This is a genomic window from Streptomyces sp. NPDC043427, from assembly GCF_056436655.1.
The window spans coordinates 1-2,645 of record NZ_JBWKCC010000068.1; the positions used below are offsets into that span (position 1 = coordinate 1).

The 2,645-nt window shown below is 69.4% G+C and carries 2 protein-coding genes; one reads left to right on the forward strand and one right to left on the reverse strand.

The features are described 5' to 3' along the window. Positions 1 to 144: 144 nt before the first annotated feature. Positions 145 to 819, forward strand: coding sequence for a YczE/YyaS/YitT family protein (locus AC067M_RS45745; RefSeq protein ID WP_478702909.1), 675 nt, complete (start codon positions 145 to 147; stop codon positions 817 to 819). Positions 820 to 1,142: 323 nt separating this feature from the next. Here AC067M_RS45745 and AC067M_RS45750 read toward each other — a convergent pair whose 3' ends face one another. Continuing rightward, positions 1,143 to 1,865 carry a DUF6193 family natural product biosynthesis protein gene (locus tag AC067M_RS45750; RefSeq protein ID WP_478702910.1) on the reverse strand — a complete coding sequence of 241 codons (723 nt, stop codon included), beginning with the start codon at positions 1,863 to 1,865 and terminating at the stop codon, positions 1,143 to 1,145. Positions 1,866 to 2,645 lie beyond the last annotated feature (780 nt).

Consider the following 2,645-nt stretch of genomic DNA (forward strand, 5'->3'; position numbering starts at 1 on the left):
CCCCCCCCCCCCCCCCCCCCCCCCCCCCCCCCCCCCCCCCCCCCCCCCCCCCCCCCCCCCCCCCCCCCCCCCCCCCCCCCCCCCCCCCCCAGGCCGCTGCCCGCTGCCCAGACGCCGTTCACCCGACATCGTGGAGGCACGTCCATGGCCAAGCCGGCGACACCCGGGTCACCGAAACAGTTGCTCCGCTACGACCGTTCGCAGTATGCGGCCTATCTGGCCGGGTGCGTGTCCTTCTCCTACGGCGCTTCCTGCTTCATCAAGTCGGACCTGGGCACCGACCCGCTCGACGTCTTCTCGCTGGGTCTGCTCGAACATCTGCCGCTGACCATCGGCATCGCCCAGGCGCTCTTCGCCGCCCTGTGCATCGCCGTCTGGGCTGCCTGGAACCGCCGCCGCCCGGTGATCTCGCCGTTCGTGACCTTCTTCTTCTGCGGCAGCCTCATCGACCTCGCCCGTGCCGCAGACCTCGCCGCGCTGCCCGTGGCCCCCGTCGTCCTGATGCTCCTCGGCAGCCTGCTGTGCGCGTACGGTTCCTCGCTGATCATCCTCGGCGGCATCGGAATCCGGGCCATGGACCTGGTGTCGATCAGCATGACCGAGCACTGGCGCATGCCGTTCTGGGCGGCCAAGTGCAGCACCGAACTGTTCCTCCTCGCGAGCGGATGGCTGCTCGGCGGGCCCGTCGGCATCGGCACGGTCTGTTTCCTCGTCGTGGTCGACCTCCTGGTCCAGCCCCTGATGCGCCTCAACGGAAGCGTGCTCCGTCTGCGCAACGCCGGCATCCCCAGCCTGAGCGTCGCCAAGTCCCCCGCCTGACCTGTCAGTCCGCTCTCCAGCGGGGGACCGTCCGGCAACTGGTGTGCTCAGACCCGGGGTTCACGCTGCGGAAGTACTCCCACCTCCTGCTGCGCGCACACGTCCCAGATGTCCCGGCGGAAGAGACCAAGCGGCCCCGTGACCCGCCAAGGGACCACCTCGACGGCCCCACCTCAGGCGGTGGCGGATCACCCACGACCCTGTGCCTCCTGCGGCGTGGAATCCTCACAGCGACTCGGACGCCACCGCTGGCTCAGGGCTTCGCAGGCATCTCAGTGGCACTGTCCACTATCGGCGCCTGACTTGGTGAGGTGTCCTCCCCCTCACAGATCGTCGGCTCCGGCGACGGCTGGACCGACATCCACGGGAAGGTGGCCAATCGCCAGGGCGACAGCCTCTTCCGGCGTTTCCGCCTCGCCGATCACGCCCTCGTGAAGGAAATCCTGAACCCGATAGGGGCGGCCGTTGTACGCGGGGACGACCGCAACCTCCACCTTGGACGAGTGGCCAGTACAGGCGCTGAAACCCAGTGTCCAGTGGCTGGAGAACGCGGACAGCTGCCGCAGCCTCGGCTCGGCGTGCGCTGCTTCCACGAGCAGGCCGAACTCGGGGAAACCGGGCTCACCAGCTGCCTGTTCCCGCAACAGTTGCCACTGGAGGTCGACGACTGCGGCCGGCCCGCGTTCATGCGCTTTCGCAAGCCCATCCGAGGCCAGGAAGGGGAAGAGCTCGTGCAGTTCGCTCAGGCTCCTGCCTTCCCCCCAGGCCACTGCCGCCAGCACGACGTCCCTGAGGTCTGATGTCGCTCCATGGATGAGTTGGATCCCTCGGCTCCTGCCTTTCAGCAGGAAGAGGCGCGTTTTCGCGGCGAGAACAACGGAGAGCGGTCGGCGGAACGGCACCGGGGGCGGGCTGACCGCCGAGACAGACGTCTCCCAGTCGCCGGGCACCACTCTCACATCTTTGGCCAGCTCTGCTGCCACGCGCTCCAGAGCGGCGGCCAGGCTGCCTGCAGCGGCCAGATCGGGACAGAGGTCAGGATCCACCTCGACAGTGTGACGCCCTGGCCACGAGAAGAAGCGAGTTCTTGGCGTCGGTCTCCGGGGGGACTCCGGGCTGTCACCAGGCCATGTCTCTGCTTGGCTGCCGGCTTGCGGGAGCAGGTGGTCGGCCTGCCAGGGGAGGGGCTCACTCATGCGATGCCACCCGCCTCGAGTCGGTTGTGCCGCCAGCTGAGCGTGTGGCCGCCGGTCTTCGACCGGGACAGCAAGCTTCATGGGGACGTGCAACAGGTATCCACGCATCGGCCCCGGAGGAAATCTGTCATGGGAACAGTAGACTTTGGTGCGTCACGGGGTTATTGTTTTCGTCGTACTCAAGAAGTCGAAGGGGCACGGCAGACACGAACTGCCGTGCAAGCAGGTCAAGCAGGACACGGCCCTGGGAGGGCTGTGAGCAGTACCCGCGGTATCCAGCACTACCACCGAGTAACCGAAGGTAAGGAGCCGAACGCCATCAAGATCGCCCGGGCGAATGAGAAGTCCGCTCGGGTACCGCAGGCCCCGGATTGGAAGGTGGTCCCCGGTCACGCAGTCACGATCTCCGCAACCCCGCCCTCCCAGGCGGAACCTGCGGACGAAGAAGGCCGGCCCAGCCGGTAGATGGTGTTGAAAGCTCGGGGCCCGGGGGGGGGGGGGGGGCCCCGCCCCCCCCCCCCCCCCCCCCCCCAAAAAAGCCCCCCCCCCCCCCCCCCCCCCCCCCCCCCCCCCCAGCCCCCCCCCCCCCCCCCCCCCCCCCCCCCCCCCCCCCCCCCCCCCCCCCCCCCC